Source organism: Rahnella sp. AN3-3W3 (genome assembly GCF_003263545.1).
Lineage (GTDB): Bacteria > Pseudomonadota > Gammaproteobacteria > Enterobacterales > Enterobacteriaceae > Rahnella > Rahnella variigena.
Window position 1 is genome coordinate 1 of the sequence record NZ_JYDG01000064.1, and the last position, 26,737, is coordinate 26,737.

The following is a 26,737-nucleotide window of genomic DNA, read 5'->3' on the forward strand; positions in this document are numbered from 1 at the left end:
CGCATTAAACCGTATTGGGCCTGTGCCGTCAACGGCTTTGTCATCTAAAACACATAAAATGCGTTCGTTTGCTGCCTTTTCATTCAAAAAAAGCGAATTCGCGGGTCTGAAGACCAGAGAAGTCAGGAAAGCGCGCCATGTTCGCGGCAACGGGCGACGTTCAGCACATCCTCTGCCAGACGGCGGGCGACTTCCACGTCGTTCAGCTGGCGCTTAACCAGCAATTTACTCAGACACCCTTCTAGGATCAGTTCCATCTGCTGAGCGACCATTTCTGCATCATCCGACCCCATTTCCTGCAAAAGCGCCAGAGTGTAGTCATAGGATGCCAGTTTCTGTTGCTGAGCTAACTGATGGATCGGCATATCGCTGTCAGGGAAAAACGTACAGGCGGCGATAAACAGGCAACCGGGATAGCGTTGCTGGCGCACCTGCTCATCCAGCACTTTGTACCGGGCCAGTAATTTTTGCGGCGCAGAAAGGGATTCATCAAGCATCAGCTGACGTCGCCAGATATCAATTTGTTCACCATGATAACGCAGGCTGTCATACAGCAGAGCTTCGGCATCCGGCCAGAAACGGCGTAATTCATTGAGCGGAACATCCACCAGTTCGGCGACAGTTTCCAGTGACAATGTTGCAAGGCCACGTTGTTCCAAAAGATTAAGGGTTTTATCGAGAACTTGTTCACGTAGCACGTTTGCCTCCTCACAATTCGCGTACTTCAAAAGGTAGTGTCGTTTAAGGGCGGGTTTTCTGCAAATGCGCGCTGAACTCTGCGGCATTCATAAACCCTGTCACCCTCGACTGTGGCAACTCATGTCCATCAGGTCCGAAGAATAAAATCGTCGGCAGGCCCAGAACCTTCAAACGCTCTAATAACGCTTTCTGCTCCGCGGAGTTTTGGGTGACATCAGCCTGCAGCAACAAGGTATTCGTCAGTTCATTCTGCACTTCTGGCGCTGAGAAGGTATATTTTTCGAACTCTTTACATGCCACACACCAGTCGGCGTACAAATCCAGCATGACGCGTTTGCCCTGAGCCCCCTGAAGGGCGGCATCCAGTTCCCCCACATTATGGATTTTCTGGAAATTCAGCGCGTGCTGCGGCGCAGTTGTTTCACCGGCTGGCGTAAATGCCCAGTCCTGCAAGGGGCGACAGACAATCAGTGCCGCCGCAAGGAAGACCATCTGCAGCACCCGAACCACGCCTCGCTGGCTTTTCAGGCTCAGTACCAGCGCCCAGCCGAAGAAGGCCACGCCGAGCAGACTCCACAAACGCAGTCCCCAGGTATCGCCAATCACGCGTTCCAGCAGGAAAACCGGCAGAGCCAGTATCACAAAGCCAAAACCTTCCTTGACGTACTGCATCCACGGCCCGCTGCGTGGCAGCAGTTTGTTGCCAAACATCGTGGCGATAATCAACGGAATGCCCATCCCCAACGCATACAGATACAGCGTGCCAGCCCCCGCCAGCAGATCCCCGCTCTGGGCGATATACAACAAAATCGCGCTTAGCGGCGCGGTAGTGCAGGGGGAGCAGATCAGTCCCGCCAGTGCACCCATAATAAAGACGCCGGGCAGCGAGCCGCCTTTTTGTTCATTACTCCACAAAGCCAGACGGGTCTGGACTGAAGAAGGAAGTTGCAGGCTGAACGTGCCAAACATCGACAGCGCCAGTCCAATGAACATCACCGAAAGCACAATCAGTACCCACGGACTTTGCAGCGCCGCCTGGAACTGCAAGCCAGCGGCAGCCACTATCATGCCGAGCAGCGTGTATGTCAGCGCCATGCCCTGCACGTAAACCAGTGCCAGCAGGAAGATACGCTTCATACTGTGAGGGCGCTGGCGTCCGAGAATGATGCCTGAAATCAGCGGATACATTGGCAGCACGCAAGGCGTAAAGGCAATCCCGATGCCGATCAGCAAAGCCCATAGCGGAGAAAACGGCAGGGGCGTGGATTGTGTTTCAGGCGTCGCGATAACCGGCGCGTTATCCGTTGCAGGCGTGCTGGCGAGTTCCGGTTGTGTTACAGCACTCAGCGGAATCTCACGGGTTTCCGGCGGGTAACAGAACCCTGCGGCAGCACATCCCTGATAAGTGACACGAACCGTCGCCTCGGCGCTTGCCTCACGTATCGGAACCACAATATTTAGCGCGTTTTCATAAACTTCGCTGTCACCAAAAAATTCGTCGTGATGTTCGCGCCCCTTCGGCAAAAGGAAGGCGGCGAGCTGCGCATTCTTCGGTTCAAGCTCAATTTTACTGCGGTACAGATAATAGCCGTCGCGGATTTGCCAGCTAAGTTTGAGATCATGTCCCTGCTGGTGAAAATCAAAACTGAAAGCCTGATCGACAGGCACAAACTGCGCCGCAGCGGGTTTGCCAAACAAAGTGGCATTCGCCTGAAAGGGCAAAAGACACAGGCTGCAAAGCAGGAAGAAAATTCGAAGAATGCGGTGATCCATGCGGAGTAAAGTTCTCTTTGTCGCGGCAGATATACAGCCACTGAGTGAATCGACAGAAGAAGCGGACGGCTTCATGCCGCAGCGCGTTAATGAAATACGAGTATACCCCGCACAATCGGTGAGCAGAAAGCCCTGCAGGTGCTGAACGTGGCCTGATGCGGGAAGAATGCAGAAACAACGGGGGCCTGAGCCCCCGGAAAAACTGTCAGAGAATAATACTGCCGAAGCCAAATCCGAAAAGTACCGACAGGAACACGCCGATGGTGCCCGGGATAAAGAACGGATGGTTGAAGACGAAGCGTCCGATGCGTGTGGTGCCGGTGTCATCCATCTGCACGGCTGCAACCAGCGTCGGGTATGTTGGCAGAATGAATAAACCGGAAACGGCAGCAAAAGAACCCACTGCGGTCAGTGGCGATACGCTCAGCGCCAGCGCCATCGGCAGCAGGGCTTTGGTGGTGGCAGCCTGTGAATACAACAGCGCAGAGCTGAAGAAGAAAATCACGGCCAGCAGCCACGGATGTGCCTGAATCAGGGTGCCTGCCGTTTCTTTGATCCAGCCGAGATTGGCCTGGACAAAAGTGTCGCCCAGCCAGGCTACACCGAGAATACAAATACAGGCGCTCATACCGGATTTAAAGGTGCTGGAGGACAGAATTGAATCCGTATCGATACGGCACAGCAGAGTAATCAACGTTGCGACGCTGAGCATGATAATCAGAATGGCGCTGTTAGTGGTAATTACCGGTTGTGCGACCCAGCCCAGACTTGGGCTGTTGATCACCGCGTATCCAACCACACCAAAAACGCCGAGCAGGAACAACAATACGGAGAGTTTTGCGCCAGGTTTGATTTCCAAAACCTTATCGCCACGCAGCTCAATCAGCCCTTCTTCATAACGTTTCAGGTAAACCGGATCGTTGGAAAGTTTGGAGTCAAAGCACCAGCTGACAATCAGCGACATCAGGATAACAGCGGCCAGCGTTGCCGGGATCATCACCATCAGCAGATGCAGATAACTGACGCCGTGGCCTTCCATGGTTGAGGCCATATAAACAACGGCGGCAGAAATGGGGGATGCGGTAATCGCTATCTGCGCGGAAACGACGGCAGTCGAAAGCGGACGACAGGGTTTGATCCCCTGTTCTTTCGCCACTTCTGAAATCACGGGCAGGGCGGAAAGCGAGATGTTGCCGGTGCCGGCCATAATCGTCAGGAAATAAGTGACGATGGGCGCGAGGATCGTAATGTGCTTAGGGTTACGGCGCAGCAGCTTTTCAGTTTGCTGCACCAGATAATCCATTCCGCCCGCCACCTGCATGGTTGAGATAGCCGCGATCACCGCCATGATGATGGAGATAACATCAAAAGGGATGGTACCCGGTTTGACGCCAATCAGCGCCAGCACCAGCACACCCAGTCCCCCGGCGAATCCGATGCCGATACCGCCGAGGCGCGCGCCGAGGAAAATCGCAGTCAGTACAATAATAAGTTCGATGATTAGCATGGTTGTCCGTCCATAATCCTGCTACTCCTTAAGGGATTGATAATTAATAAGGAATTGATAATTAATTGTTATGTAATTGTTGTGTCGCAAAAAGTAAAAAGGCCCGTTATTCCGCAGAACAACGAGCCTTTAAAAGGTCAGTAATTTAATCTTTTACTGTTCATTTTCATCAGTATAGCGTTTCGCTTTGTAGGCCGGATGCTTCAGGTTCTCGATAGAGAAAATGTCGTCCAGCTCGGCTTCAGTCAGCAATCCGCGCTCAAGCACCACTTCTCTGACACTCTTGCCGGTTTCCGCACAGATCTTCCCGACGATATCGCCATTATGGTGGCCGATGAACGGGTTGAGATAGGTGACGATACCGATAGAGTTGAAGACGTAGAACTCGCACACTTCTTTGTTGGCCGTAATGCCGTTGATGCATTTTTCCAGCAGATTGTAGCAGGCGTTCGTCAGGATATGCACTGACTCAAACATCGCCTGACCAATCACCGGTTCCATCACGTTCAGCTGTAACTGACCTGCTTCGGCGGCCATGGTGACGCATACGTCGTTACCGATGACTTTGAAGCACACCTGGTTCACCACTTCCGGAATAACCGGGTTAACTTTGGCTGGCATGATAGAAGAACCGGCCTGCAATTCTGGCAGATTGATTTCGTTCAGGCCAGCGCGCGGGCCGGAAGAGAGCAGGCGCAGGTCGTTACAGATTTTGGAAAGTTTAACCGCCAGACGTTTCAGTGAACTGTGAACCATCACGTAGGCGCCGCAGTCAGACGTCGCTTCGATCAGGTCTTCTGCAGGTACGCAAGCCAGATTGCTGACTTCAGCCAGTTTCTCTACTGCCAGCTGCTGATAACCTTCCGGTGTGTTCAGACGTGTACCGATCGCCGTCGCGCCGAGGTTCACTTCCAGCAGTAATTCGCCGGTGCGCATCAGGTTGCGGGTTTCTTCTTTGAGCAGCACGTTGAATGCGTGGAATTCCTGACCGAGGGTCATCGGAACCGCATCCTGCAACTGCGTGCGTCCCATTTTGATGATGTTTTCGAACTCTACCGCTTTACGCTCGAAACCGTCGCCCAGCTGAGAAATCGCATCAACCAGTTTCAGCAAAGAGGTGTACACGGCGATACGAAAACCGGTCGGATAGGCATCATTGGTGGACTGGCATTTGTTCAGATGATCGTTTGGGTTCAGGAACTGATAATCGCCTTTCTGGTGTCCCATCAGTTCCAGACCGATATTCGCCAGCACTTCATTCGTGTTCATATTTACCGAGGTTCCCGCACCGCCCTGATAGACGTCGATAGGGAACTGGTCCATGCATTTGCCTTTATCAAGCACTTCATCGCACGCCTGAATAATGATGTCCGCAATATGACGTGGGATGGTGCGCAGCTCTTTATTGGCCAGAGCCGCCGCCTTTTTCACCATCACCATGCCACGAACAAACTCAGGGACATCGCTGATCTTGGTGTTGCTGATATAGAAGTTTTCAATCGCCCGCAGGGTGTGAATGCCGTAATAAGCTTCTGCCGGTACTTCGCGCGTGCCCAGCAGGTCTTCCTCGATACGAATGGTGTTTGACATGAGAACCTTCTCTTCGGTACTGAAAGTGTTATGCGATGTTTAAAATTATGTTATTGCCGTGTTAAATATAAAACGATCAACCTTTGTTTTGGCAACGAAGGCGATCATATGCTGCTTCAGGCGAATTGCACGTACTAAGATCACTATCCTGCCCTATTACTGTGCATGTTTTTGGTATCTGTGAGAATTCTCACAATTCATTCAGCGGCTCAATTAAATCAGGTCTGACGCTTGAAATCACTGTGATGTAGCACCATCTCAGTGTAGTCAGCCTGCATTTCTTTGAAAGCAAAGATCCTGAGCAGGCACTTATTCCTGGTTTCGATTGCCTCTGTGACCGTTTTTTACGACAGAGTTTTCGGAGCCTAATTACAAGGAGAATGCGGTGCGCTGGTTACCGTTATTACTGTTATTTCTGCTGGCCTACATCGAAATCACCTTATTTATCAAGGTGGCTGCGGTGGTCGGTGTTGCCACAACATTATTGCTGGTGGTGTTTACTTCCTGCGTGGGTGTTTCTCTGGTGAAGAATCAGGGCATGAAAACCTTTATGCAGTTGCAGCAAAAGCTGGCGGTCGGGGAAAGCCCGGCAGCTGAAATGGTGAAAAGCGTTTCGCTGGTGATTGCCGGTTTCCTGTTGCTGGTACCGGGCTTCTTTACCGATTTCCTCGGCTTACTGCTGTTGTTACCGCCAATACAGAAACGCCTGACCTTAAAACTGATGCCGCACCTGAACATTGTCCGCTCTGGCGGCAACTGGGGGAGCAACGCGCCGACAGGAAATACCTTTGACGGCGAGTTTCAGCGCACGGATGAAACGCAGGAACGTCTGGTTTCACCAAAAAAAGATGACGACACAGAGCACCGCGATCGCTAATCTCTGTGGCCTTGATTGTTAAAAGATTGTTGGGAAGCGCTGCGAAAGCCGATTTTTAGCGGTCAGAGCAGCGAAAGAAAAAGCGAAAATTTTTCTGTTCTTCCCCTTGAAGGGCAGGGTATCGCCCCCATTAAACAAACCACGAGGCCAGGCAGGTTTTGCCAGGCATTCAACCCTAAAAATAGATATGGACCCGCTCACAGGAGAGTTATCAATGAAAATTCGTCCATTGCATGACCGCGTTATCGTCAAGCGTAAAGAAGTAGAATCTAAATCCGCTGGCGGCATCGTTCTGACTGGCTCAGCTGCTGGTAAATCTACCCGTGGCGAAATCCTGGCTGTCGGCCATGGTCGCATTCTGGAAAACGGTGAAGTTAAAGCGCTGGACGTGAAAGTTGGCGACATCGTCATTTTCAACGACGGTTACGGCGTTAAAGCTGAGAAGATCGACAATGAAGAAGTGTTGATCATGTCTGAGAGCGACATTCTGGCAATCGTAGAAGCCTGATCGTCCCCCGATCCACTTTTTTCTGAACAGAACGAATTTAAGGGAAATTAACAATGGCAGCTAAAGAAGTAAAATTCGGTAACGACGCCCGTGTGAAAATGCTGCGTGGCGTAAACATCCTTGCTGATGCAGTAAAAGTGACCCTGGGCCCTAAAGGCCGCAACGTGGTTTTGGACAAATCTTTCGGCGCACCAACCATTACTAAAGACGGCGTGTCCGTTGCACGTGAAATCGAACTGGAAGACAAGTTCGAAAACATGGGCGCACAGATGGTGAAAGAAGTCGCGTCCAAAGCGAACGATGCAGCGGGTGACGGTACGACTACCGCAACCGTTTTGGCACAAGCCATCATCACTGAAGGCCTGAAAGCTGTTGCCGCCGGTATGAACCCGATGGATCTGAAACGCGGTATCGACAAAGCTGTCGTTCATGCGGTTGAAGAACTGAAAAAATTATCTGTCCCTTGCGCTGACTCTAAAGCTATCGCACAGGTTGGTACCATCTCTGCTAACTCCGACGAAACTGTCGGCAAACTGATCGCTGAAGCGATGGAAAAAGTAGGCAAAGAAGGCGTCATCACTGTTGAAGAAGGTACCGGCCTGCAAGACGAGCTGGACGTTGTTGAAGGTATGCAATTCGACCGCGGTTACCTGTCTCCATACTTCATCAACAAACCAGAAACCGGTTCTGTTGAACTTGAAAGCCCGTTCATCCTGCTGGCTGACAAGAAAATTTCTAACATCCGCGAAATGCTGCCAGTACTGGAAGCCGTTGCTAAAGCCGGTAAACCACTGCTGATCATTGCTGAAGACGTTGAAGGCGAAGCCCTGGCGACTCTGGTAGTGAACACCATGCGTGGCATCGTGAAAGTGGCTGCGGTTAAAGCACCGGGCTTCGGCGACCGTCGTAAAGCTATGCTGCAGGACATCGCAACTCTGACCGGCGGTACCGTTATCTCTGAAGAGATCGGTCTGGAACTGGAAAAAGCGACTCTGGAAGATATGGGTCAGGCGAAACGTGTTGTTATCAACAAAGACACCACCATCATCATCGATGGCGTTGGCGAAGAAGCAACAATTCAGGGCCGTGTTTCTCAGATCCGTCAGCAGATCGAAGAAGCGACTTCTGATTACGACCGCGAAAAACTGCAAGAGCGTGTGGCTAAACTGGCAGGCGGCGTAGCTGTTCTGAAAGTTGGCGCAGCGACTGAAGTTGAAATGAAAGAGAAAAAAGCTCGCGTTGAAGATGCCCTGCACGCAACCCGTGCTGCGGTAGAAGAAGGCGTAGTTGCTGGTGGTGGTGTTGCGCTGATCCGCGTTGCTCATACTCTGGCTAACCTGACCGGCGACAACGACGACCAGAACGTGGGTATCCGCGTTGCTCTGCGCGCAATGGAATCTCCACTGCGTCAGATCGTTGTGAACGCAGGTGAAGAAGCTTCTGTTATCGCCAACAAAGTGAAAGCGGGCGAAGGCAGCTTCGGCTACAACGCTTACACCGAAGAATACGGCGACATGATCGCAATGGGTATCCTGGATCCAACTAAAGTAACCCGTTCTGCTCTGCAGTACGCGTCTTCTGTAGCTGGCCTGATGATCACCACTGAGTGCATGATCACCGACCTGCCTAAAGACGATAAAGTCGATATGGGCGGCGCTGGCGGTATGGGTGGCATGGGCGGTATGGGCGGCATGATGTAATCATCATCCCCCTGCGTTCATCCGCAGGTACGCGAAATCAGCGGACATTCTTGTTCACTGACACAACGTACTGAAGAAACCCGGTCTGAAAAGGCCGGGTTTTTTTATTTGACCATTTTTTATCGGGTTCAGTAAGATAACTCTCATTGTCGTCGGCCATTAACGTGTAGACTCATTTTTGCGTGATTTTCGGATTGATTCCGATAGCGCAAACCTTGGGCATACGTGGCAATGGATGCCTAAGAGAGCCAGGTGTTTTCTGATAGGCTTTATGTGATTACAAAAACAAATGGGGAAAGTGATGCGGATTAAAATGTTACTGGGCCTGTCAGCTATCGCGCTGCTTGCCGGGTGCAGTACCACTCATCAACTGGATGCAGCGGGCCAGCAGGTGAAATTCACGGATGACAAACCAGGCGCAAATTGTCAGCTGCTTGGCGAAGTCACCGGTGCCCAAAGCAACTGGTTCTCCGGTACCGGCGGTGACGGTAGCTCCATGCGTGGTGCAGCCAATGACCTGCGTAATAAAGCGGCAGCAATGGGCGGCAACACTATTTATGGTGCAAACAGCCCGTCCCAAAACTTCCTGTCCAGCTTTGCACCGGTTGACAGCAAAATGGTCGGCCAGGTTTATAAGTGCTCATAGTCGGGCTGTACGCCGTTTAATTGCGTGAATGCCAGATAGAATAAAGGGATGCCAGTGGCATCCCTTTTTGCGTTTCCCCTTCATATCTCAAGCTGCCGGTGCGTTGGCTACGTTCAGTCACCCGAATCACTTACCTGAGTAAGCTCATCGGGACTCCATCACTTGCCGCCTTCCCGCAACTTGATTTATTTGGGGTAAGAAATGCGTGTTAAGACTGCTTCAGCCGCAGATCCAGAATGGTTTTACTCGGCTCGCCGCCAATCTCGCGGGTCAGCTTCGGTACCATATAACCAGACACCTTACTCATCAGCCCTTTCATGATGACGCGCGCTTCGTCGTCGTTGACCATGAAATGCGCCGCGCCCTGGACTTTATCCAGCACGTGGATGTAGTAAGGCAGAATACCGGCATCAAACAGCGCATTGCTCAGTGTCGCCAGCACATCAGCAGAATCATTCACGCCACGCAGCAGCACACTTTGGTTAAGGAGCGTCACACCGTGGTGTTTCAGCTTCGCCATGCTGGCGCGCAGCGCATCATCAATTTCATTGGCGTGATTGATATGCGTCACCATCAGCACCTGAAGGCGTGATTTTTCAAGGCGCTGGCAAAAGGTATCCGTGATACGTGCAGGGATCACCACCGGCAGACGCGTATGAATACGCAGACGTTTAATGTGTGCGATGCGTTCCAGTTCACCGATTAACCAGTCGAGTTCGTGATCCTTGGCCATCAGCGGATCACCGCCGGAGAAAATAATTTCATCGAGTTCGGGGCGTGTGCGGATATAATCCAGCGCCTGAACCCAGTTGGCCTTATTTCCCTGGTTGTCCTGATACGGGAAATGACGACGGAAACAGTAGCGGCAATTCACCGCACATCCGCCTTTCACCAGTAACAGGGCACGATTGCTATACTTGTGCAACAGACCCGGAACAACGCTGCGTTGTTCATCAAGCGGGTCGGTGGTAAAGCCTGGCGCGGCGATAAATTCCTCGCGTGCGGTCAATACCTGAAGCAATAAAGGATCCTGTGGATCGCCCGGCTGCATACGTGCCACAAAGGCGCGGGGTACGCGAAGCGGGAACAAACGACGGGCTTCACGCCCACTTTGCAGTTCTGCATTGTCGTTAAGTGCCAGAAGAGTAAGCAGTTCATCCGGGTCAGTGATAACATCGCCGAGTTGATACAACCAATCTTCTCTAAATGGCGTGTTTAGGGTTACAATGTTTGCCATTTTTTTGGCTAATACCAGTTTAAAATTAGAGGGCCATCATGGCGACTTATTCTAGCAACGATTTCCGTCCGGGTCTTAAAATCATGTTCGAGGGCGAGCCTTACGCTATCGAATCCAGTGAATTCGTAAAACCAGGCAAAGGCCAGGCTTTCGCACGCGTTAAAATGCGTCGTCTGCTGACCGGTTCCCGTGTAGAAAAAACCTTCAAATCTACTGACTCATGCGAAGGCGCTGACGTTGTAGATACCAACATGAACTACCTGTACAACGATGGTGAGTTCTACCACTTCATGCACCCTGAGACTTTCGAACAGCATCAGGTTGAAGAGAAAACCGTTTCTGAAGCCTCTAAATGGCTCCAGGACAACGCAGAATGTATCGTCACTCTGTGGGATGGTCGTCCTATCGCGGTTCAGCCACCGAACTTCATCGAAGCTGAAGTCGTTGATACTGATCCGGGCCTGAAAGGTGATACCGCTGGTACCGGCGGCAAGCCAGCAACCCTGAGCACCGGCGCTGTGGTTAAAGTGCCATTATTCGTGCAGATCGGCGAAATCGTCCGTTGTGACACCCGCTCTGGCGAATACGTTTCCCGCGTTAAATAAGTTCTCAACGCTTATTACGTCGGATGAAAGCTGCCGCAGGTGAAAGCCTGTCGCAGCTTTCCAGCCCCAACTTGTTGAATTGGATTGTGTTTACCATGTTGAAGAAGATGATGTTTATCGTAGTTTCAGTGATGTTGCTGGCTTCGTTATCCGGCTGCAACACGGTTCATGGTTTCGGTGAAGACATCCAGCATCTGGGTGGCGCGATTTCCAAAGCAGGCTGATCCCTTCAGCCTCATTTTTACCAACTTTCCTAAAAATCCTGCCTGTTTCCTTCTCTATCCAGAAAGTTAGCTACACTAAAAGTGTCGTACTTTACATTCTCTTATAGGAAGGAAATTTATATGTTGAAGAAAAGTATCCTCGCTGTCTTATCTGTTCTTGTTCTGTCTTCTGCGTTGACTGCCTGCAATACCACGCGTGGCGTGGGTGAAGATGTGTCTGCGGGTGGGCAAGCAATCCAGAAAAGCGCGCAATAGCGGGTGAATCACCTGAAGTAAGCTGAAGTCTGCCTGCACATTGATGCAGGCAGTGTTGTTTATGGCGTCCGGAAATGAGGTAAATTAAGGCTGTTTCACCCATACCAGTTTGCTGGTATCAAATCCGTATCGCTGCGCGGTTTGCAGAAGCTTCTGCTTCACGCTGTCATCCAGCGTCGGTGTGCGCGACAGGATCCACAAATAGCTTTTATCCGGCCCGCAGACCAGCGCATAGCGGTAATCTTTATCCAACTCAATGACGTTATAGCCGCCATAGAACGGGCCAAAGAATGACACCTTAAGCGCCGCCCGATCCGCAGAACCCGTGAAGTATCCTTTGCCCTCGCTTTCCTGCCATTTGTTTTTCTGCGGATTAAACCCGCGGTTAATGACTTTCACACCGCCGTCGTCGCGCAGGCTGTAATTGGCCGTGACGCGTTCCAGCCCGCTTTCAAAACTATGATCCAGTCTGGCGACTTCATACCAGGTGCCAAGATAGCGGCTGAGTTCGAAGTTATTAACGACGTTGACGTCTTTTGGTGGTGTGACGCTACAGGCCACAGACATGAGAGCTGTGACGATGACGCCGAGTTTTGACCAGATACGCATAGAGTCTCCTTCCTTAGGTTGTTCTCTAAGTGTAGGTAACAAAAAGGAAAAGGAAAAACAAGTGGGGAAGAAAACGAAAACAGCGGCCAGAGAGCCGGCCGCTGGAAAGTCAGATCTTAAGGGATCACAGACGGATCAGTACGATAAGAGTAACAATACTTAAGATCGTTGCCAGACCGTAGAATACCCATTTTCCGGCCGGAACGTGGATCTTCAGGTCATGCATAGCGTGATGGATCCGGTGCAGTCCGCACCAAAGCGGCAGCACGATCATCAGCAGCAGGAACAGGCGTCCGATCCAGCTCTGCGCGAACGCCAGCACGCGCGGATAACTCAGGGCGTCGCCGGGGAAGAAACCCAGCGGCAGCAGGAAGCACACCAGCAGAATCATCACTGGCGCGAAAATTGCGCTCCACATACCGCCTGCACCAAACAATCCCCAGAACACCGGCTCGTCTGAACGTTTAGGAAGAGTATTTTTCATGTCGCCTCCTTAAAGAAACAGTGCGATGACGAGAACAACCAGCGTCACGACAATGGTCACGCCCCAGAAACCAGTAATCACCGGCTCCGGCCCCATTTTTTTACCTTTCACCACCACGATCGAGGCTTTCGGTGCCAGTTCAAACCAGGTTTTGGTATGCAACAAAGCGGCAAGCAGGGCGATCAGATTAATCAGCATGACCACCGGATTTTGCAGAAAATGCACAAAACCCGCCCAGCTTTCCGGCCCGTTACGCAACGAGAAAACCCCTGCCAGCAGCAAAAGGCTAAACCATACAGCCGGAACCGCCGTGCCTTCGCGCAGCATATAAAAACGGTAGAAAGGTAAGATTTTCCACCAGCTGGCTTTCATCTCACGTACGTAGGGTTTGCGTTTGCTGCCCGTACTTTGAGTCGTCATATTTTCTTCCCTCATTGCGGTCTGAGCCTCGCTATCATGAAGTCTTTTGAGCTTTCGACTTTGCCTTGCTGAATGGCGGCGGCAGGGTCGACGTGCTTCGGACAGACTTCGGAGCAATAACCGACAAACGTACAGCTCCAGACACCGTTCTGACCGTTTAACTGCGGCATACGTTGTGCTTTGCCGTGGTCACGGTTATCGAGGTTATAGCGGTGCGCCAGCGTGATAGCGGCCGGCCCAATGAACTCCGGATTCAGACCGAATTGCGGGCAGGCGGCGTAACATAAACCACAGTTGATGCAGCCGGAGAACTGGTGATATTTCTCCATTTGCGCCGGGGTTTGTTTACCTGGGCCTTCCCCGACCGTGCGGGTGTTGCCGATGATATAAGGTTTGATGGCTTCCAGGCTTTCGATAAAGTGGGTCATATCGACCACCAGATCACGTTCTACCGGGAAGTTACCGAGTGCCTCGACCTGCATACCGTCCGGGTATTCCCGCAGGAACGTTTTGCACGCCAGCTTTGGCACACGGTTCACCATCATGCCGCACGAGCCGCAAATCGCCATACGACATGACCAGCGGTAGGAAAGGTCAGCGGCCAGATGGTCCTTGATGTAGCCCAGAGCATCGAGCAGAGACGTTGTTTCATCGAAAGGCACGTCATACACCACCGGATGCGGCGCGCTGTCCGTTTCCGGGTTATAGCGCATGATTTCAACCTTCAGGCTGCGCATTTTAGCCACGTGATTGCTCCTTATCTTTTTTATCGTGAGTCTCAGATTCCCCGCCGTACACACGTTTTGCCGGAGGCAGCGTGGTAATTTTCACGTCGCCGTATTCCAGACGCGGGGCGGAATCCGGCTGATAAAATGCCAGGGTATGCTTGAGGAAATTCACGTCATCGCGTTCGGTACAACCTTCATCAAGACGCTGATGCGCGCCGCGTGATTCGCGACGGTGCAGGGCGGAGTGCGCCATACATTCAGCCACTTCCAGGCCATGGCCCAGCTCGATGGTGTACAGCAGATCAGTATTAAAGACGCTGGAGGTGTCCTGAATTTTCACTCGTTTGAAGCGTTCTTTCAGTTCGGCCAGCTTATCGACGGTTTTTTGCATCAGCTCAGTGGTGCGGTAAATCCCGCAGCCTTCTTCCATCGCCAGACCCATTTCGTCCCGGATGGCTGCCCAGCTTTCATCGCCTTCCTGCGCCATCAGTGCGGCAAGACGGTCTTCGATATCACGCACCTGCGCGTCGAGTGCGGCGCTGTTCCCGGTATCTTTGGCTTCCACGGCACGCTCTGCCGCTTTTTCACCGGCCATACGCCCGAACACCACCAGCTCTGCCAGTGAGTTGGAACCGAGTCGGTTGGCGCCGTGCAGACCGACGGAAGAACATTCGCCGACCGCAAACAGGCCTTTGATACGGGTTTCACACTGCGCATCCGTTTCAATGCCGCCCATGGTGTAGTGCGCGGTAGGGCGAACCGGGATCGGATCGGTAATTGGATCGACGCCGACGTAGGCTTTAGCCAGCTCGCAGATAAATGGCAGACGTTCGCGCAGTTTTTTCTCGCCGAGGTGACGTAAATCCAGATACACCACGTCGCCACGCGGCGTTTCGATGGTGCGTCCGGCGCGCCATTCATGCCAGAACGCCTGAGACACTTTGTCGCGCGGCCCCAGTTCCATGTATTTGTTTTTCGGCTCGCCGAGCGGCGTTTCCGGTCCCATGCCGTAATCTTGCAGATAACGGTAACCGTCTTTATTGACCAGAATACCGCCTTCACCACGACAGCCTTCCGTCATCAGAATGCCGGAACCCGGCAGGCCAGTCGGGTGATATTGCACGAATTCCATGTCACGCAGCGGAATGCCATGGCGGAATGCCATACCCATGCCGTCGCCGGTGACGATACCGCCGTTGGTGTTGTAGCGGTAAACGCGGCCAGCGCCGCCGGTGGCCATGACCACCGCGTTGGCACGGATTTGTACGCGTGTGCCTTCCATCATATTGATGGCGACGACGCCGCGTACCTGGCCTTCATCGACCAGAATATCGAGGACAAAATGTTCGTCGAAGCGTTTGATTTGCGGGTATTTCAGCGAGGTCTGGAACAGGGTGTGCAGCATGTGGAAGCCGGTTTTATCCGCCGCAAACCACGTACGTTCGATCTTCATTCCGCCGAAGCGGCGGACATTGACTGAACCATCATCCTTACGGCTCCACGGGCACCCCCACAGTTCCAGCTGGGCCATTTCAGTCGGGCATTGATGAACGAAGTGATCCACCACGTCCTGCTCACACAGCCAGTCGCCTCCGGAAACGGTATCCTGGAAGTGAAAATCGAAGCTGTCGTGATCTTGCGTCACAGCGGCAGAACCGCCTTCGGCCGCCACGGTGTGGCTGCGCATAGGGTACACTTTCGAAATCAACGCGATATTCAGGTTGGGATTGGCTTCCGCTGCGGCTATCGCTGCGCGTAAACCCGCCCCACCTGCACCTATAATTGCAATGTCGGCGTTAAAGGTTTGCACTGCATTCCTCCACTATCATCAATGAGATCGGGTTTGAAACACCCGCGAAAAGCTCTTCATAATCGAAGAGTTAGTGAACCCCGATGACACACAGGCGCTGTCCCGGTGGCTGGTATTCTTATTGTTTGTAAGGGAATTATGATACCAAAGGGGTAGAAGTGGTAATTTGATGTGAACGCGCATTTAGGCTTTCTGTGCTTTACGCAACGCAAAATGAGATATTTGTTTGCCTGCGGGGATGCAGGTAGACTGCATGACTTTTCTGAATTCGGAGTAAATCACCATGAGCGAAACAGCAAGCTGGCAACCCAGTGCTCCTGTCGCCAATTTGTTGAAGCGTGCGGCTATCCTCGCTGAGATTCGACGTTTCTTTGCCGATCGCGGCGTGCTGGAAGTTGAAACGCCGGCGATGAGCCAGGCTACGGTGACCGACATTCATCTGGTGCCGTTCGAGACTCGTTTTGTCGGGCCGGGTGCGGCTGACGGCATGACGCTGTATCTGATGACCAGCCCGGAATACCACATGAAACGCTTGCTGGCTGCGGGCAGCGGGCCGATTTATCAGATGGGGCGCAGTTTCCGTAACGAAGAAGCCGGACGTCACCACAATCCCGAATTCACCATGCTCGAATGGTACCGTCCGCGTTATGACATGTACCGCCTGATGAATGAAGTGGATGATTTACTCCAGCAGGTTCTCGATTGCGATACCGCTGAAACCCTGTCTTATCAGCAGGCGTTTACCCGCCATCTGAATGTTGATCCGCTATCCGCCGATAAAGCGGAACTGCGTGAAGCAGCGGCAAAACTGGATTTATCCAACATCGCCGATACTGAAGAAGATCGCGATACGCTGTTGCAGTTGCTGTTTACGATGGGTGTTGAACCGCACATCGGGCGCGACAAACCAACTTTCGTTTATCACTTCCCGGCGACTCAGGCCTCTCTGGCGGAAATCAGTACGGAAGATCACCGCGTCGCGGAGCGTTTCGAGGTGTATTACAAAGGCATTGAGCTGGCGAATGGTTTCCGTGAACTGACGGACAGCCGTGAGCAGCGTCAGCGTTTCGAACAGGATAACCGCAAACGTGCGGCGCGCGGCCTGCCGCAGCATCCTGTCGATAACAATCTGCTGGATGCGTTAGAGCACGGTATGCCGGAATGTTCCGGTGTGGCGCTGGGCGTTGACCGCCTGATTATGATTGCGCTGGGCGCTTCCAGCCTGAGCGACGTGCTGGCCTTTCCGGTGAGCCGCGCCTGATAAGCGATTAAGCCCTGATCTCAGGTCGGGGCTTCCTTTCCAAACTCTTCCTGTTACGCCCCATCATTGTGCAATTAATCCAAAATCGCGCATTTCATGAAACAAAAGTACCCAAATGGCGCAACATTGATTTTAAAGTTTCAGTGTCAGACGCAGTACGCCACACCCTGTAAACAGGGCATTCGTCATGCTTTAACAGAAATTTTCCTCCGGCTGGCCTGATTTATGCATTACCGGATTATCATTCATCATCCGGAAAACCCGTTATGTCAGAATCCAACGACAAAGAACTTCTTTATGGACTGGAAGAACGCATTGCACCGGCACCGGCATTTTTTACCGCCATCCAGCACGTGCTGGCAAGCGTGGTGGGGATCATCACGCCGCCGCTGATTATCGGTTCAGTGCTGGGGCTGAATGCGTATTTGCCCTATCTCATCAGCATGTCTTTGCTGGCGTCCGGCATAGGGACATTTATTCAGGCGCGCCGCTTTCTGTCGGTCGGCGCGGGGATGATTTGTCTGCAGGGCACCAGCTTTGCGTTTCTCGGGGTGATTCTGTCGGGCGGTATGCTGGTAAAAAGCCGCAGTGGTTCGCCGGAAGACATCATGGCGATGATTTTTGGGGTGAACTTTGTGGCGGCATTTATCCCGCTGCTGGTCAGCCGGTTCATCGGTCAGATGCGCCGCGTGTTTACGCCGCTGGTGAGCGGCACCGTCATTGCGCTTATCGGTATCAGCCTGATTAAAGTCAGCATTACCGACTGGGCAGGAGGGCATGGCGCGGTGAATTTTGGCGCACCAGCGAATCTCGGGCTGGGTGCGCTGACGCTGCTGGTGATCGTCGCCTGTAACCGTATCGAGGTGCGCTGGCTGCGCCTGTCATCAATCGTCTTGGGCATTGTTGTCGGCTGTATCGCCGCTGCGCTGACCGGCCATCTGACGGTGAAACCTTTGCAGGGCGACTGGTTTGCATTGCCGCAACTGTTCCGTTTTGGTTTCAAGTTTGACTGGATTATTTTCGTACCCATCGCGCTGGTATCGTTTATCAGCATTCTCGAAGCGGTAGGCGATCTGACGGCTAACTGCATGCTGTCACAGCAGCCGATTGAAGGGGAAAGCTTCCGTAAGCGTCTCAAAGGCGGCATTCTGGCCGACGGCATCAGCTGTCTTATCGCGGCGGCCTTCTCGTCATTTCCTAACACGACGTTTGCACAGAATAACGGCGTGATCCAGATGACCGGCGTCGCCAGTCGTTATGTCGGCATGTATATCGGCGGCGTGTTATTAGTGCTCGGGTTGTTCCCGTTCATCGGTGAAATCCTTCAGCAAATTCCTGCACCAGTGCTGGGCGGTGCGACACTGGTGATGTTTGGCAGTGTGGTTGCGGCAGGGATCCGCATCATGACGCAGTCGCCGGTCGGGCGTCGCGAAATGCTGATTATCGCTATCGCCTTTGGCATCGGTCTGGGCATTGAAGCGGTGCCGGATGTCCTGGGTCAGTTCCCGCCAATCGTCGGTAATATTTTCGGCCATGCGGTGACCAGTGGTGGCGTTCTCGCTATCCTGCTCAACTTACTGATGCCGGCAGAACGCAGCACAAGTGTTGCGGCACAGGAAGTTAAGGTTCACTGAAATCCCGCGCGTTGCGCCCCTGGATCAGCAGACAGGGCATAACTGAGCTGACTCACTTTTTGAATTTATTGTGACCCTAAAAAAGGAAGTCAGACATGTCAGAACAACGCATGTGGATCAAAAATCCGCTGGCAGTTTTTACCGCCAATGAACTCGATGCCCGTGGCGGCATCGTCATTGAGGGGCAGAAAATTGCCGAAGTGCTGGCCTCTGGTCAGCATCCCTCACACCCGGTCGATCACATCTTTGATGCCTCAGAATCTGTACTGCTGCCGGGCCTCATCAATACACATCACCATTTCTATCAGACACTGACCCGCGCCTGGGCGCCTGTGGTCAACGTGCCGTTATTCCCGTGGCTGAAAAAGCTTTATCCCGTGTGGGCTCGTTTAGGGCCGGATGCGCTGGGGCTGGCAAGCCGCGTCGCGATGGCTGAGCTGCTGCTTTCCGGCTGCACCACCACCACCGACCACCATTATCTTTTCCCGCAGGGTATGGAAGAAGCCATTGATGTGCAGGTCGATGTGGTCCGTGAACTGGGTATGCGTGCGTTGCTGACCCGTGGCTCAATGAGTCTTGGCGAAGAACAGGGCGGTCTGCCGCCGGAACAGACGGTGCAGTCGGGCGAGGTGATTTTGCAGGACAGCCAGCGTCTTATTGACCGCTATCACCAGCGCGGCGAGGGTGCATGGATGCAGATTGCGCTGGCGCCGTGCTCGCCGTTTTCGGTCACGACCGAGATTATGCGCGAGAGTGCCAGGCTGGCGCAGCGCGAAGACGTCCGGCTGCATACACATCTGGCGGAAACGCTGGATGAAGAACAGTTTTGCCTGAAAATGTTTGGCCTGCGTACAGTTGATTATCTGGAAAGCGTCGGCTGGCTGAGCGACCGCACGTGGCTGGCGCACGGTATTCATTTTAACGACGATGAGATCCGTCGTCTGGGCGCGGCGGGCACCGGTATCTGTCATTGCCCTGTGTCGAATATGCGACTGGCGTCCGGCATGTGTCCGACACGTGATCTGGAAGCGGCTGGCGTGCCGATTGGTCTGGGCGTTGACGGCTCTGCGTCGAACGATGCCTCAAATCTGATGTATGAAGCGCGGCAGGCATTGTATCTGCAACGTTTGAAATACGGTGCGGAATACGTCACGCCGGAAAGAGTCCTGGGCTGGGCGACGCGCGGTTCGGCGAAGCTTATCGGTCGCGATGATATCGGGCAGATTGCCGTGGGCAAACAGGCCGATCTGGCGCTGTTTAAACTCGATGAACTACGTTTTAGCGGCAGCCATGATCCGATTGCCGCGCTATTACTGTGTGGCGCGGAAAAAGCCGATCGCGTGATGGTCGGCGGAAAATGGCGGGTCATTGACGGTGAAATTGTCGGCATGGATATCAGATCGCTGATATCACACCATCGCAAAGCGGCGGCGGCGCTGATCGCCGGTCTCTAAACTGCGGGTATTAAAAAGGGCAGAGGAATCTGCCCTTTTGCTGTACTTGTTACTGCTGTAAATCGACTGCTATAAATCGCCCGGCGAGCGCGAACTGTTTCCGCTGCGGCCACTGCCGCTGCTGCTGGTAAAGGTCGCGTTATTGCCATTTTGCGCACGATGCAGTGTTTCCATACGCACCTGGAATGGCGGGAACGGCAGTGTGATGCCGTGCTCGCGGAATCCGGCCAGGATCAGCTGATGGATTTCATGACGAAGCGGCATACGGTGCGCCATTTCAGCGGCGTGCATACGCAACTCGAAAATCTGAATACCTTGCTGTAAATCAACCAGATAGGCTTCCGGCGCAGGCATATCCAGCACCAGCGAGCAGCGGTGCGCCGCATTCAACAGGATTTCCGTCACTTCTTCCGAATTGGCTTCTGACGGCGCAGGAACGGTGAGCACAACACGGGTGACGGAATCCGACAGCGACCAGTTGATGAACTGCTCGGTGATAAAGGCCTTGTTCGGCACGATAATCTCTTTGCGGTCCCAGTCAGCGATCGTGGTGGCGCGGGTGTTGATCTTGGTGATGCTGCCGGTCAGATTGCGGATCGTCACGGTATCGCCGATACGGATTGGTTTTTCAAACAAGATGATCAGGCCGGAAATAAAGTTGGCGAAAATCTCCTGCAAACCAAAGCCCAGCCCGACACCCAGTGCGGCGACCAGCCATTGCAGTTTTGCCCATTCGATGCCGATCAGCGAGAAGCCGGTCAGGCCACCAATCAGCAACAACACGTATTTGGTGACGGTCAGCACGGCGTAACCGGTGCCCGGCGTCAGATCCAGATGTTGCAGCAAGGCCAGTTCAAGCAGTGCAGGCAAATTACGCACCAGCTGCGTGGTGATAATCAGCACCAGAATGGCGATCAGTACCGATCCGAGGGTGATCGGCTGCATACTTTCCACGCCCTGCACGGTGGAGGCCACCTGCCACAGATGGATATTTTCCAGGAACGAAAAGGCTGAATGGATCTCAGACCACAGGAAGATCACTGAGATCAGCGCGATCAGCGTCAGCAGCGAACGAACGAGGCGTAATGATTGCGCGGAGATCGCATCCAGATCGACCACCGGTTCTTCCACTTCTACCGTACCTTCGTTACTGGTGTTGACGTGATTCGCATCCTCTTCACCACGGGCGCGCTGATTCAGCATTTCCGCACGGCGCTGTTTGGCGCGCTCGAAAGCAATACGACGTCGCTGGATCAGCATCCAGCGGCGGATAATGTGATAAATCACCAGCAGCACGAACCAGATGGCCACCGAGGTTTCCAGACGCGCCAGTAACGCCTGTGACGTCGCCAGATAACCCAGCAGCGAGGCCAGCGCCGCCACAATTGGCGCGCCCAGCAGCATCCACCACAGCGTTTTGTTAATGACGTTTTCGCTGTTGCCTTTTTTATCGTGATACAGCGGGATACCGGCACGTTTCAGGCTGTGAGTGACCAGCGCCACCACCAGACAGAGAATGACAAAGCACAACCGCCCGAGCGTATTGGAGAATTCGCGGTCATTGAGATTATCGAAAGTAATTAGCGCCATAATCAGCGGCACCATGACCCAGATCGACAGCGCGTAATAGCGCAGTGCGCGTGAAACGGCACGCTGCGGCCAGCCGAAGTGCGCGACAAACAGCCCCTGAGGATGTGCCAGTGCTGCGCTGACCATAAACGCCCACAGAATCGGCAGCGTAGCGGTCACGCCATCACCAATCGCCACCGCAATCGGATACGGCCAGGCACTTTGCAGCCCGAAGCCCAGCGCGGCCCACAAGACCGGCAGCGGCATCGCCACCAGGATCGACCAGAACACGGTACGCATCGTCAGCGAGAACTGATCCTGCGTAACTTTACCGACCCGGCTGCTGGCACGTTCAAGGAATGCATAGTAATGCTTGCGGGAACTGATGCTGATAATCACCAGGATCAGTGCGCCAAACAGCGGCAACAGCGTTTCTTTGCTGGTGACCATCATCATGAAAGCGCCGCCGAGCTGAGTCAGTGAATCCAGTGACACCAGACGTTTCAGGTCATGCGCCACCTGCACCGGATAAGAAATCCCGATGGCGCTGACGTCCGCCACCCAGAACAGATAGCGGTGAGCGGCCTCATGTACGTCATTCAGCGCTTCGACCAGCTGACTGTTGGCCACTTTCAGCTTGGTCAGTTCAAGAATTTGGGTATCACAGCCTGAAAGCAGGGAATTGAGCAAATCACGCTGAGTCCGCAACTGGGCATCAAGAATTTTCTGCTGCGCGGCGGTCAGCGGCTTGCCGTCGTCCTGCCGTGCCTGACGATAAATCGGCTGCTTATCGAGTAAATCTTCATAGTGCAGACGCTGAACGCGTAGCTGGCCCATGTCGCGGTCAAGCTGTTGCGGTTTTGGCATTTCCGGCAGACGGGAGACCTGCGCCCGCAGCGTTTCCCCCAGAAGATTGGATGCACCGAGCCATTGCGCCTGTTCGCGAATGGTATTGATCGCCTGACGCACCTGCTGTGTCTGAGCGGCAGCCTGACGTTGCTGGGAAGATATCAGATCCATCCGCTGCGCCTGCTGATTCAGTGCCAGCGACAACTCACGGTTGGACTGCAATTGCTGACTGATGGAATGCGGCAGTTCGCCACTTTGCTCGGCCAGCAACTCGGTTTTTTCCAGCGCCTGTTCGGCTTCACGCTGGCGCTGATTATTCAGCGTATTGCGTAAAGCCTGTAATTGCTGATCCAGATAACCGGCGCGCTTTTTGTAGAGATCGGTGCGCATTCTCGACAATTCCTGCCGGTTATTGGCAGAAAGCTGAGCCAGCTCCAGTTCATCAACTTTGGCTTTGCGCGCGGCAGATTCCGCCTGCAAGGCACTCAGCTGCGCCTGTGCCAGCGGGGACGATGTGGCTGCCGCCGTTGCCGCCTGCATCCTCTGCTCAATGTCACCAAGTGCATTGCGGGCCTCAGATTGCTGCTGCGGGATCAGACTCAGTGAATCGCTGATATCCCGTGAGCGATCCTGCTCCTGACGTAACTGGCGGGTTTCTTCCAGCTGCTGGCTGCTGACTTGCAGAATTTGCTGCTCGAGCTGAGCAGTAGGAATGCTGCCATCAACCGCTGGCGGTTTGTCCGGCTGATTTTGTAATTCCTGACGCAGTGCCTGCGTCAGTTTTGGGAAGTCATCAATGACCTTCTGGTATTGCTCGGTGCGACCGGCTGAAACACTGGCTTCATTCAGCCAGTTGAGCGCGCTTTGCAGCGCCTCAACCACCTGTGTCTGATTGGCCATTTCTTTGTTGGCTTCCGCCTGTTTCAGTTCCTGTTTGAGCTGATCTTCAGTCGGCGCCGCACCCGCCATCAATGGCAGGGATAGCAGTAAACTCGTCAGCAAGGCGGGGATCAGGCGCACTCGGTCACATCCTTTTCTTCAGTTCTTTATGTCAGTTCAGTCTGAACTCAGTAGTCTTTAGGCGCTTGTGGTTCAGCCGTTGCCACACCTGCTGGTGTTTCTGTTTTGACAGGGACTTCGGTAACCACAGGCTCAGCGACTACAGGCTTTGTAACTACAGGCTCAGCAATTACAGGTTTTGTAACTACAGGCTCCGTAACTACAGGCTCCGTAACTACAGTTTCTGCAACGACAGGTTCCGCGATGATCGGTTCTGCTATAACCGGTTCCGCCGTTGCAGTTGCTGGTGTACGCAGAGCTTCGGCGAACGGTTCGCCCATGCGGGTCACGGTGCCATTTTTCAAATTTGGCATGAAACGGGTCTGATTTGCTGCAAACAGGTTGATCACGGTGGAACCCAGTTTGAAGCGGCCCATTTCCTGACCTTTTTCCAGTGCGATTGCGCCTTCTTCGCCTGCAGCCGGATAGGTCCAGCGCTTAATAATGCCTTCGCGCGGCGGTGTGACACAGCCAGCCCAGACGGTTTCAATACTGCCGACAATCGTTGCGCCAACCAGAATCTGCACCATCGGACCGAATTCAGTATCAAAGACGCAGATGACGCGCTCGTTACGGGCGAACAGATTCGGCACGTTGGCGGCAGTCAGCGGATTCACGGAGAACAAATCGCCCGGCACATAAATCATTTCGCGCAGCACGCCGTCGCACGGCATATGCACACGGTGATAATCGCGCGGTGCCAGATAGATAGTGGCGAACTGACCGTCTCTGAACTGCTCTGCCAGCAGATAGTTACCCGCCAGCAGCGCTTCTAAACTGTAAAAATGGCCTTTGGCCTGGAACAGTTTGCCATCGGTAATTGCGCCTAACTGACTGACTGCACCGTCGGCTGGCAGGCAAAGCATATCTAAACCGCTGACCACCGGACGCGCGCCATCGCGCAGCGGACGGACGAAGAATTCGTTGAATGTCGCGTAAGATTTCAGATCCGGATTTTGTGCTTCTTTCATGTCGACGTTATAAAAACGCGCAAAGGCTTTGATCACCCAATGGGTCAGCGTGGCGGCACGTTTATCCGCGCCCCAGCCAGCAAGACGGGTCAGTCCTTGTTTAGGAAGTAAGTATTGAAGTTTGATTTTGATACTGTCCAGCACGGGGAAAACCTCTTGGATGGTATGAATGACCGGCGTTACCGGCCATTTTGCAGGAAACCCTGAATCCTGTTCAGGGTCACGCAGTGTTGTATGGCGGAGGATTGTAACGGGGTGAAATCAACGGTTCAACTTCCGTTAACTTCACCCGTTTGCCATTAACATGTTAATTCAATTAATTAGCATTAAAGCGCGTCAAAGTTTTTACGCGTTTTTACGTCTTCCATACTTTCCAGAATACGGTGGTAGTTATCGAAACGTTCTTCGGCAATTTCGCCACGGTCTACGGCGTCACGGATTGCACAGCCCGGATCGCTGCCGTGTTTACAGTCGCGGAATTTGCAGTAGCCGAGGAAAGGACGGAATTCGACAAAGCCCTGGGTGATCTGCTCTGGCGCAAGGTGCCACAAACCAAATTCACGCACGCCCGGGGAATCGATAACGTCGCCGCCATGCTGGAAGTGATACAGACGCGCTGCCGTGGTGGTGTGCTGGCCAAGACCTGAGTTATCAGACACTTCGTTCACCAGAATTTGTTTTTCATCCGGTGGCAGAAGGGCGTTCAGCAGGCTTGATTTACCCACACCCGACTGACCCGCGAAAATACTGATGCGGTCGGTCAGCGCCGTTTCAAACGCTGGCATGCCTTCGCCGGTCTGGCTCGACACTTCAAGTACGCGATAATTGATATTGCGGTAGATATCCATCATGCCCTGAACGAATTTACGACCTTCGTCATCAAGCAGATCGATTTTGTTGAGCACAATCAGCGGCTCAACTTCCACGGTTTCGCACGCAACCAGATAACGGTCGATGATATTAAGCGACAGCTCCGGCAGAATGGCGGAGACAATCACAATCTGGTTAATGTTCGCGGCGATGGGTTTCACGCCATCATAGAAATCAGGGCGTGTCAGAACGGAGGTGCGTTCGTGTACCGCCTCGACGATGCCTTTCACACTGGTGTTTTCCCCGGCGCGCCATACAACGCGGTCACCGGTGACCAGAGAACGGATGGTACGGCGGATATTGCAACGGTGCTGGCTGCCGTCGGCCGCTTCAACGTCCGCATGCATCCCGAAACGGCTGATGACAACACCGTCCTGCGGTTCGCCATGCAGAGAATCGTCCAGCTCTTTCCGTTTGTCGGTCTGTGTCAGACGACGCTGATGGTTAGTCTGAACGCGACGTTGTTGCCCTTTAGACAGTTTTGACTTAGTCACTGCGCCTCACTTAACTGGCTTTAATCGCTCGGTGCGACCAAAACGACTATGATACCAGCTATTTTATATTAAATGCCCGAATGACGGAGATCTCCGTCAACTCTCTACTTTGTAACAGGACACATCATGGCTGCAAATGACTCGAACTTAATTTGGATCGACCTGGAAATGACCGGTCTGGATCCTGAACGTGACCGCATTATTGAGATTGCCACGCTGGTGACCGACGCGCATCTGAACATTCTGGCCGAAGGGCCGGTGATGGCAGTGCATCAGTCTGACGCTCAGCTGGCGCTGATGGACGACTGGAATGTACGCACGCACACCGGCAGCGGTCTGGTGGAACGTGTGAAAGCCAGCCCGTTTGATGACAATGCGGCGCAGCAAAAAACCATCGAGTTTCTGCGCGAATGGGTTCCGGAGGGTAAATCGCCGATTTGTGGTAACAGCGTCGGGCAGGACAGACGCTTCCTGTTTAAGTACATGCCGGAGCTGGAAGCCTATTTCCATTACCGCTATCTGGACGTCAGTACGCTCAAAGAACTGGCGCGTCGCTGGAAACCGGAAGTGCTGAGTGGCTTTAAGAAGCAGAACACCCATCAGGCGCTGGACGATATCCGTGAATCGGTCGCGGAACTGGCGTACTACCGCGAACACTTTATTAATCTCCACAATAACTGAAATATTTTTTATTGCGCTGCGGAGCACGAATTCACCGTGTTTCGCTGATTAATTCACCGGTTTGGTGTTTTAATCGGCACTTGAACGAAAAATTCATTTTTTTGCTTTCAGGGGCTTGCGGCTAAAAGGATTTCTCGTATAATGCGCACCCCGTACCGATGAAGAATTTCGTTGAGTGCGCAGAGCGGGAATAGCTCAGTTGGTAGAGCACGACCTTGCCAAG

At 53.3% G+C, this 26,737-nt stretch carries 23 protein-coding genes and 1 pseudogene; 11 read left to right on the forward strand and 13 right to left on the reverse strand.

All coding sequences use genetic code 11. From position 1 onward, the window contains the following. Positions 1-122: 122 nt before the first annotated feature. From UC15_RS17650 to aspA, 4 genes are all read right to left on the reverse strand, one after another. Positions 123-698: a transcriptional regulator gene (locus UC15_RS17650; protein WP_112289746.1), complete on the reverse strand. Its 576-nt coding sequence runs from the start codon at positions 696-698 to the stop codon at positions 123-125. A 43-nt stretch (positions 699-741) separates the two neighbouring features. After that, positions 742-2,472, reverse strand: coding sequence for a protein-disulfide reductase DsbD (locus UC15_RS17655; protein WP_112289748.1), 1,731 nt, complete (start codon positions 2,470-2,472; stop codon positions 742-744). A 205-nt stretch (positions 2,473-2,677) separates the two neighbouring features. Further along, positions 2,678-3,979 carry an anaerobic C4-dicarboxylate transporter gene (locus tag UC15_RS17660; RefSeq protein ID WP_112289749.1) on the reverse strand — a complete coding sequence of 434 codons (1,302 nt, stop codon included), beginning with the start codon at positions 3,977-3,979 and terminating at the stop codon, positions 2,678-2,680. A gap of 153 nt (positions 3,980-4,132) precedes the next feature. After that, a complete protein-coding gene (gene aspA, locus UC15_RS17665; protein WP_112289751.1) occupies positions 4,133-5,569 on the reverse strand; it encodes an aspartate ammonia-lyase in 1,437 nt (478 codons plus the stop codon). Positions 5,570-5,954: 385 nt separating this feature from the next. Between aspA and UC15_RS17670 the strand changes: the two genes are divergently transcribed. The 4 genes from UC15_RS17670 to UC15_RS17685 all read left to right on the forward strand — a co-directional run bounded on the left by UC15_RS17670 (position 5,955) and on the right by UC15_RS17685 (position 9,300). Further along, entirely contained in the window at positions 5,955-6,446 is a 492-nt protein-coding gene (locus UC15_RS17670) for an FxsA family protein (protein WP_112289752.1), read from the forward strand. 214 nt (positions 6,447-6,660) lie between these two features. Further along, positions 6,661-6,954, forward strand: coding sequence for a co-chaperone GroES (locus tag UC15_RS17675; protein ID WP_009636718.1), 294 nt, complete (start codon positions 6,661-6,663; stop codon positions 6,952-6,954). Between the two features lie 53 nt (positions 6,955-7,007). Next, complete coding sequence (gene groL / locus UC15_RS17680; protein ID WP_112289754.1) at positions 7,008-8,654, forward strand: chaperonin GroEL; 1,647 nt, start codon at positions 7,008-7,010, stop codon at positions 8,652-8,654. 301 nt (positions 8,655-8,955) lie between these two features. Next, positions 8,956-9,300, forward strand: a complete 345-nt coding sequence (locus UC15_RS17685; RefSeq protein WP_112289755.1) for a DUF4156 domain-containing protein — start codon at positions 8,956-8,958, stop codon at positions 9,298-9,300. Between the two features lie 208 nt (positions 9,301-9,508). Here the strand turns inward: UC15_RS17685 and epmB are convergent, their stop codons facing one another. Beyond that, positions 9,509-10,537, reverse strand: a complete 1,029-nt coding sequence (gene epmB, locus UC15_RS17690; protein WP_112289757.1) for an EF-P beta-lysylation protein EpmB — start codon at positions 10,535-10,537, stop codon at positions 9,509-9,511. Positions 10,538-10,575: 38 nt separating this feature from the next. Here epmB and efp point away from each other — a divergent pair, with 38 nt between their 5' ends. From efp to UC15_RS17705, 3 genes are all read left to right on the forward strand, one after another. Then, entirely contained in the window at positions 10,576-11,142 is a 567-nt protein-coding gene (gene efp / locus UC15_RS17695; RefSeq protein ID WP_112289758.1) for an elongation factor P, read from the forward strand. 95 nt (positions 11,143-11,237) lie between these two features. Beyond that, positions 11,238-11,366, forward strand: a complete 129-nt coding sequence (locus tag UC15_RS17700) for an entericidin A/B family lipoprotein (protein ID WP_013573743.1) — start codon at positions 11,238-11,240, stop codon at positions 11,364-11,366. 120 nt (positions 11,367-11,486) lie between these two features. Next, complete coding sequence (locus tag UC15_RS17705; RefSeq protein ID WP_112289760.1) at positions 11,487-11,621, forward strand: entericidin A/B family lipoprotein; 135 nt, start codon at positions 11,487-11,489, stop codon at positions 11,619-11,621. An 84-nt stretch (positions 11,622-11,705) separates the two neighbouring features. Here UC15_RS17705 and blc read toward each other — a convergent pair whose 3' ends face one another. The 5 genes from blc to frdA all read right to left on the reverse strand — a co-directional run bounded on the left by blc (position 11,706) and on the right by frdA (position 15,672). Continuing rightward, positions 11,706-12,230, reverse strand: a complete 525-nt coding sequence (gene blc, locus UC15_RS17710; RefSeq protein ID WP_112289761.1) for an outer membrane lipoprotein Blc — start codon at positions 12,228-12,230, stop codon at positions 11,706-11,708. A 124-nt stretch (positions 12,231-12,354) separates the two neighbouring features. Beyond that, positions 12,355-12,714 carry a fumarate reductase subunit FrdD gene (frdD, locus tag UC15_RS17715; RefSeq protein ID WP_095923716.1) on the reverse strand — a complete coding sequence of 120 codons (360 nt, stop codon included), beginning with the start codon at positions 12,712-12,714 and terminating at the stop codon, positions 12,355-12,357. A gap of 9 nt (positions 12,715-12,723) precedes the next feature. Beyond that, positions 12,724-13,134 (reverse strand): fumarate reductase subunit FrdC, encoded by a 411-nt coding sequence (gene frdC / locus UC15_RS17720; protein WP_112289763.1) that lies wholly within the window; start codon positions 13,132-13,134, stop codon positions 12,724-12,726. Between the two features lie 11 nt (positions 13,135-13,145). Beyond that, a complete protein-coding gene (locus tag UC15_RS17725; protein ID WP_238484726.1) occupies positions 13,146-13,871 on the reverse strand; it encodes a succinate dehydrogenase/fumarate reductase iron-sulfur subunit in 726 nt (241 codons plus the stop codon). Between the two features lies 1 nt (position 13,872). Further along, on the reverse strand, positions 13,873-15,672 hold the full coding sequence (frdA, locus tag UC15_RS17730) for a fumarate reductase (quinol) flavoprotein subunit (RefSeq protein WP_112289766.1): 1,800 nt from the start codon (positions 15,670-15,672) through the stop codon (positions 13,873-13,875). Between the two features lie 283 nt (positions 15,673-15,955). On the opposite strand from frdA, the gene epmA reads away from it, so the two are divergent. The 3 genes from epmA (at position 15,956) to UC15_RS17745 (ending at position 20,021) form a co-directional block, all read left to right on the forward strand. Next, positions 15,956-16,933, forward strand: a complete 978-nt coding sequence (gene epmA, locus UC15_RS17735; protein ID WP_112289768.1) for an elongation factor P--(R)-beta-lysine ligase — start codon at positions 15,956-15,958, stop codon at positions 16,931-16,933. 266 nt (positions 16,934-17,199) lie between these two features. Beyond that, positions 17,200-18,567, forward strand: coding sequence for a uracil-xanthine permease family protein (locus tag UC15_RS17740; RefSeq protein ID WP_112289769.1), 1,368 nt, complete (start codon positions 17,200-17,202; stop codon positions 18,565-18,567). Positions 18,568-18,662: 95 nt separating this feature from the next. Continuing rightward, positions 18,663-20,021, forward strand: coding sequence for an 8-oxoguanine deaminase (locus UC15_RS17745; protein WP_112289771.1), 1,359 nt, complete (start codon positions 18,663-18,665; stop codon positions 20,019-20,021). Positions 20,022-20,090: 69 nt separating this feature from the next. On the opposite strand, the gene mscM is transcribed toward UC15_RS17745, so the two are convergent. From mscM to rsgA, 3 genes and pseudogenes are all read right to left on the reverse strand, one after another. Beyond that, positions 20,091-23,459 carry a miniconductance mechanosensitive channel MscM gene (mscM, locus tag UC15_RS17750; RefSeq protein WP_112289772.1) on the reverse strand — a complete coding sequence of 1,123 codons (3,369 nt, stop codon included), beginning with the start codon at positions 23,457-23,459 and terminating at the stop codon, positions 20,091-20,093. A 269-nt stretch (positions 23,460-23,728) separates the two neighbouring features. Next, positions 23,729-24,613 (reverse strand): annotated as a pseudogene (gene asd / locus UC15_RS17755) (archaetidylserine decarboxylase); the annotation flags it as partial. Between the two features lie 182 nt (positions 24,614-24,795). Beyond that, positions 24,796-25,833, reverse strand: coding sequence for a small ribosomal subunit biogenesis GTPase RsgA (rsgA, locus tag UC15_RS17760; protein WP_112289774.1), 1,038 nt, complete (start codon positions 25,831-25,833; stop codon positions 24,796-24,798). A gap of 126 nt (positions 25,834-25,959) precedes the next feature. Here rsgA and orn point away from each other — a divergent pair, with 126 nt between their 5' ends. Continuing rightward, positions 25,960-26,514, forward strand: a complete 555-nt coding sequence (gene orn, locus UC15_RS17765; RefSeq protein WP_112289775.1) for an oligoribonuclease — start codon at positions 25,960-25,962, stop codon at positions 26,512-26,514. Positions 26,515-26,737: the final 223 nt, after the last annotated feature.

What these genes read in the sequence shown, in the direction of transcription:
- UC15_RS17655 (WP_112289748.1), bottom strand. Translation starts at nt 2,472, where the DNA reads ATGGATCACCGCATTCTTCGAATTTTCTTCCTGCTTTGCAGCCTGTGT.
- UC15_RS17660 (WP_112289749.1), bottom strand. Translation starts at nt 3,979, where the DNA reads ATGCTAATCATCGAACTTATTATTGTACTGACTGCGATTTTCCTCGGC.
- aspA (WP_112289751.1), bottom strand. Translation starts at nt 5,569, where the DNA reads ATGTCAAACACCATTCGTATCGAGGAAGACCTGCTGGGCACGCGCGAA.
- UC15_RS17675 (WP_009636718.1), top strand. Translation starts at nt 6,661, where the DNA reads ATGAAAATTCGTCCATTGCATGACCGCGTTATCGTCAAGCGTAAAGAA.
- groL (WP_112289754.1), top strand. Translation starts at nt 7,008, where the DNA reads ATGGCAGCTAAAGAAGTAAAATTCGGTAACGACGCCCGTGTGAAAATG.
- UC15_RS17685 (WP_112289755.1), top strand. Translation starts at nt 8,956, where the DNA reads ATGCGGATTAAAATGTTACTGGGCCTGTCAGCTATCGCGCTGCTTGCC.
- epmB (WP_112289757.1), bottom strand. Translation starts at nt 10,537, where the DNA reads ATGGCAAACATTGTAACCCTAAACACGCCATTTAGAGAAGATTGGTTG.
- efp (WP_112289758.1), top strand. Translation starts at nt 10,576, where the DNA reads ATGGCGACTTATTCTAGCAACGATTTCCGTCCGGGTCTTAAAATCATG.
- UC15_RS17700 (WP_013573743.1), top strand. Translation starts at nt 11,238, where the DNA reads ATGTTGAAGAAGATGATGTTTATCGTAGTTTCAGTGATGTTGCTGGCT.
- UC15_RS17705 (WP_112289760.1), top strand. Translation starts at nt 11,487, where the DNA reads ATGTTGAAGAAAAGTATCCTCGCTGTCTTATCTGTTCTTGTTCTGTCT.
- blc (WP_112289761.1), bottom strand. Translation starts at nt 12,230, where the DNA reads ATGCGTATCTGGTCAAAACTCGGCGTCATCGTCACAGCTCTCATGTCT.
- frdD (WP_095923716.1), bottom strand. Translation starts at nt 12,714, where the DNA reads ATGAAAAATACTCTTCCTAAACGTTCAGACGAGCCGGTGTTCTGGGGA.
- frdC (WP_112289763.1), bottom strand. Translation starts at nt 13,134, where the DNA reads ATGACGACTCAAAGTACGGGCAGCAAACGCAAACCCTACGTACGTGAG.
- UC15_RS17725 (WP_238484726.1), bottom strand. Translation starts at nt 13,871, where the DNA reads ATGCGCAGCCTGAAGGTTGAAATCATGCGCTATAACCCGGAAACGGAC.
- epmA (WP_112289768.1), top strand. Translation starts at nt 15,956, where the DNA reads ATGAGCGAAACAGCAAGCTGGCAACCCAGTGCTCCTGTCGCCAATTTG.
- UC15_RS17740 (WP_112289769.1), top strand. Translation starts at nt 17,200, where the DNA reads ATGTCAGAATCCAACGACAAAGAACTTCTTTATGGACTGGAAGAACGC.
- UC15_RS17745 (WP_112289771.1), top strand. Translation starts at nt 18,663, where the DNA reads ATGTCAGAACAACGCATGTGGATCAAAAATCCGCTGGCAGTTTTTACC.
- orn (WP_112289775.1), top strand. Translation starts at nt 25,960, where the DNA reads ATGGCTGCAAATGACTCGAACTTAATTTGGATCGACCTGGAAATGACC.